At 72.9% G+C, this 4439-nt stretch carries 5 protein-coding genes; 2 read left to right on the top strand and 3 right to left on the bottom strand.

Annotation, left to right across the window (positions count from 1 at the left end; genetic code table 11):
* The 3 genes from H5J29_RS22255 to H5J29_RS22265 all read right to left on the bottom strand — a co-directional run.
* Positions 1-190, bottom strand: a 190-nt coding sequence (locus H5J29_RS22255) for an asparaginase (protein ID WP_181782985.1), incomplete at its 3' end; no start/stop codon positions are given.
* Positions 191-216: 26 nt separating this feature from the next.
* The gene (locus H5J29_RS22260; protein WP_181782986.1) at positions 217-1443 is read right to left on the bottom strand and encodes an FAD-dependent oxidoreductase; all 1227 of its coding nucleotides are present in this window, start codon (positions 1441-1443) and stop codon (positions 217-219) included.
* A gap of 43 nt (positions 1444-1486) precedes the next feature.
* Complete coding sequence (locus H5J29_RS22265; protein ID WP_181782987.1) at positions 1487-2113, bottom strand: ComEA family DNA-binding protein; 627 nt, start codon at positions 2111-2113, stop codon at positions 1487-1489.
* A gap of 136 nt (positions 2114-2249) precedes the next feature.
* Between H5J29_RS22265 and H5J29_RS22270 the strand changes: the two genes are divergently transcribed.
* Both H5J29_RS22270 and H5J29_RS22275 read left to right on the top strand, forming a co-directional pair.
* Positions 2250-3419, top strand: a complete 1170-nt coding sequence (locus tag H5J29_RS22270; RefSeq protein ID WP_181782988.1) for an LLM class flavin-dependent oxidoreductase — start codon at positions 2250-2252, stop codon at positions 3417-3419.
* Positions 3420-3492: 73 nt separating this feature from the next.
* Positions 3493-4439: sigma-54-dependent transcriptional regulator family protein (locus H5J29_RS22275; protein ID WP_181782989.1), on the top strand; the 947-nt coding region annotated here is incomplete at its 3' end.

Below are 4439 nucleotides of genomic sequence, written 5' to 3' on the forward strand. Positions count from 1 at the left end.
CGCCGTCGAGGTCGAGGCCGGCGTGCAGCATCGCGGCCGCCTGCACGGGCTTGAGCGACGACCGCGGGAGGACGACGGCGCCGGGGTCGCCGAGCCCGGGCCCGTCGGTCACGGCGAGGTGCCCGAGGTGCACGGACTCCACGACCCCCGACCGGACCACGAGGGCGAGGGGCTCTGCTCCGTTCAGCACCGCACGACCCTAGGCCGAGAGGAACCTCAGTGTCGTTCGATCATGCTCGCCACAGCACCCTGGTTCATCTCGGCGGAGAGGTGGGGTGGGTTCGGGCCGTAGGCGTTCCTCCGCGCGGAGCGGGCGCGGACGCCGGGGACCGCGAAGATCCAGCGCAGGAACCACGGCGGGGCGATCGTCCGGTCCCGCTCGCGCGCCTTCAGCACCCGCAGCTCGGTGCGGACCTGGGCGGCCTGCACCTCCTGGATCGCCGCCTCGCGGTCCTGCTGCACGGCCATCAGGTCGGTCTCGTGGACCCCACCCGCGCGCAACGCCGGGACCAGCCGGTTCGCCGCGGCGACGGCGTCCTGCAGGGCCATCAGGATCCCGTTGCCGCCGACCGGGGAGATCACGTGCGCGGCGTCGCCGATCAGCAGCAGGCCCGGCCGGTGCCAGCGCTCCACCCGTGCGATGTCCACCGACAGCAGCGTCGTCTGCCGCATGTCGGTGAGCAGGTCGATCCGGTCCGCGAGCCACGGGATCCGCGAGCGCACGAACTCCCGGATCGGCTCGACGCCCGCCTCCCGCACCGCCGCGTACCCGCCCTTGGGTAGCGAGTACCCGACCTGCCACTCCTCCGGCCCGCCCAGCAGCCCGACGTACCGGTCCGCGCCGAAGTAGAGGTCGACGTCGGCCTCCGGGGGATCCGTCGGGCTCCGCGGCAGGGCGAACCACAGCACGTCCGTCTGGGCGCCCAGGGACTTCGCCGGGAGCCCGGCCAGCGAACGGATCTTGGAGAACCGCCCGTCCGCCCCCACGACGAGGCTCGCGGGCAGCTCCTCCTCGCCCACCCGCACACCGGTCACGACGCCGTCGGACTCCAGGAGGCCGGTCACCCGCGCGCCCAGCCGCAGCTCGAAGGTCGGGAGCTCCTGGGCGCGAGCGGCCAGGAAGTCCAGGAACCGGGCCTGCGGCATCAACGCGACGTACGGGAACGGGCTCCTCAGCGCCCCGTAGTCCGTGGGGGTCAACGTGCCGGCGGGGGTGTGGAAGCGGAAGTACCGCGCGGGGAAGTGCGGGAGCCGCAGTAGGTCCTCGGCCAGCCCCAGCTCCGCGAGCAGCTCCAGGGTCCAGGGGTGCAGCGAGTCCCCGCGGAAGCGCCGGTCGAAGTCCCGGTGCCCCTCGAGCAGGGTCACCGGGACGCCGGCGCGGGCGAGCAGGTAGGCCAGCAGCATCCCGCCGGGACCGCCGCCGACCACGCGCACCGGAGTCATGTCCTCGACGGTATCTCCACCGTCGAGAGACCGCGCGCCGAGCTCAGCGGACGACGACGCCGCGCTCCCGCACCCGTTCCCACAGCGCGAAGGGGAGGTCGGCCCAGGTGAAGACGTCGTCGAGGGTGTCGTAGGGCCGCGCCTGCCGGGTCTCCACGATCCGCTCCGCCATCGCCTGCTCGATCCCGCAGACCTGCGCGATCACCGCGGCGGGCGCGGAGGCGAGGTCGACCAGGCCGCCGTCGTCGTAGGTGGGGGACAGGTCCGGACGGCCGATCTGCAGGTCACGGGCCAGAGCCGGGTCCTCGACGACGATCCGGCGGGACTCCGCGCGCTTCTCCCGGGCGGCCAGCGCATCGGCCATCGCGGGATCGACGGGTGTCTCCGGAACAGCGGGCCACACCTGCCTGCGCACCCAGAGCAGGTGACAGAAGGCCACCACCATCACGCCGATGATCAGCCCGCCGACGGTGTTGTCCGTGCGCGTCTCGGCGGGCTCGACGGCCACCAGCAGCGCGACGACGGCGGCGGCGTAGAGCAGCGGCCAGAGGAAGTACAGCGGCCGCCTGAGGCGGACGGCGGCGTGCGCGAACGGGATCGGCGAGCCGATCCCGAGCGTCACGACGTCGAGGACGAGGTACCAGCCGCCCTCACGGAACCATCGGGTCATACCCGGAGAACGAACCGGCCCGCCCCGGCGCAACAGGTGTCCAGATTCCGCACACTCCCGGGTGAGTGACGCGCGTCATGCTCGGGACGTGGCCGCCGCCTCCTCGCGGCGGGATCACCGACGATCAGGAGCCATCGTGAGCAGACTGCGCTTCGGGACCTTCCTCGCCCCGTTCCACGCGCCGGGCCAGAACCCGACCCTCGCGCTGCAGCGCGACCTCGACCTCGTCGAGCACCTGGACCGGCTCGGCTACGACGAGGCCTGGATCGGCGAGCACCACTCCGCGGGCAGCGAGATCATCGCGTCCCCGGAGATCTTCATCGCGGCCGCGGCCGAGCGCACCCGGCACATCAGGCTGGGCACGGGTGTGACCTCGATCGCCTACCACAACCCGCTGTGGGTGGCGGACCGGATGGTGCTGCTGGACCACCTCACCCGGGGCCGGACCATGCTCGGCTGCGGCCCCGGTTCGCTGCCCACGGACTCGTCGATGATCGGGCTGAACCCCACCGACACCCGCGAGCTGCTCGAGGTGAACCTCGACATCATCATGCGGCTGCTGCGCGGCGAGTCCGTCACCCGGAGCACCCGCACGCACGAGCTGGTCGACGCCCAGCTGCAGCTCGCCCCCTACTCGGACCCCTTGTTCGACGTCGCCGTGGCGGCCGTGGCGAGCCCCACCGGACCGCGGATGGCCGGGCAGCACGGCATCGGGCTGCTGTCCATCGGCGCCACCCTGACCCAGGACGGGTTCGATGCGCTGGCCCACCACTGGAGCGTCGTGGAGGAGCGGGCCGCGCACTACGGGCAGCCCGCGCCGGACCGGTCGAAGTGGCGCCTCGTCGGTCTCATGCACGTCGCGGAGACCCGGGAACAGGCCTACGAGGAGGTCGAGTACGGCATCGAGCACTGGTTCCAGTACTTCCAGAAGGTCGCCGCGTTCCCGCAGATGGCCGTCGAGGGCGGCGACCTGCGGGAGATGATCGACTTCGTCAACGAGGCGGGGATCGGCGCGATCGGCACCGTCGAGGACGCGAAGGCGCAGGTCCAGAAGCTGTGGGACCAGTCGGGCGGGTTCGGCGCGATGCTCCTGCTCGGCCACGAGTGGGCGAGCCCGGAGGCCACGAGGAAGTCCTGGGAGCTGATCGCCCAGCACGTGATGCCGGAGTTCCAGGGGCAGGCGGCGGGCACGCTCGCGGCCAAGGACCGGGCCTCGGCCACCCGCGAGGGGCACGCGCGGTCCCAGCTCGACGCCGTCGACCACATGACGAAGCGCTACGAGAAGGAGCTCGCCGAGAAGGGCTGAACCAAAGGTGAGTGGCCGCTGTGCCGTCCGCGGCCCACGATGGGTGGCGGACGGCGCGGTCTGCGAGGTGGCGATGACGGCGAGTACCTGGGAGCGGTTCCAGTCCGGCGACGAGCCAGCGGACGTCCCCGCCGAGCTGCTCTCCTCGTGGCGGCGCTCGCGGTGGAACGGCGTGGACCCCGAGCACGTCGACGTCCCGTTCACCGACGCCGACCCGGACACCCGGCTCGCCCGGATCGCCGTGCCGATCCTGTCCCGGATGGCCGAGCTGCTGACCGGCGACGGCTCGTGCCTGGCGTTGAGCGACGAGCGCGGCAGCGTGCTGTGGCGGTGGGTCTCCGAACCCGGCCTGCGCACCACGCTCGACGACCTCTCGGTCAGCCAGGGCTTCTGCTTCGACGAGGAGTACATCGGCACCAACGGCCTGGGCACGGCGCTGGAGACCGGGCGGATCGCGGTGGTCCGCGGCGCGGAGCACTTCGTGCAGCGGTTCCACCACGTCACCTGCGTGGCCGCGCCGATCCGGCACCCGGTGACCCGCCGGACCGTCGGGGCGGTGAACGTGACCTGCCGCGCCGAGCACACGAACCCCCTGCTCGCCGTCGTCGTGCGGACCCTCATCGACGAGATCCAGGCGGCCCTCCGGCAGGCGGCGGGCGAGCGGGAGCGGATGCTGCTCGACGCGTTCCTGGTCGCCCGCCGCCGCGGGCCCGGCCCGGTCGTGATCGTCGGCGAGGACGTGCTGATCACCGACGCCGCCGCGGCCGCCCTCGACCTCGACCACCGCGACCTGTGGGCGGAGGTGCGGGAGCTGCCGCGCGAGGGGGCGGTCCTGCAGCTGGCCGCACAGGTGAACGCGCAGGTCCAGGTCCTACGGGACGGTTCCACGACCACCGGTGCGCTGCTCACCCTCGACGAGCCTGCGACCCCGCGGACCCGCCTCCCGGGCGCCGCGCCGGATCCGTGGACGGCCGCGGCGGAGCGGGTGGATCGGCATCGACTGGAACCGTTCGAAGATCC

It is taken from the genome of Pseudonocardia pini (assembly GCF_013870575.1).
Taxonomy (GTDB): domain Bacteria; phylum Actinomycetota; class Actinomycetes; order Mycobacteriales; family Pseudonocardiaceae; genus Pseudonocardia; species Pseudonocardia pini.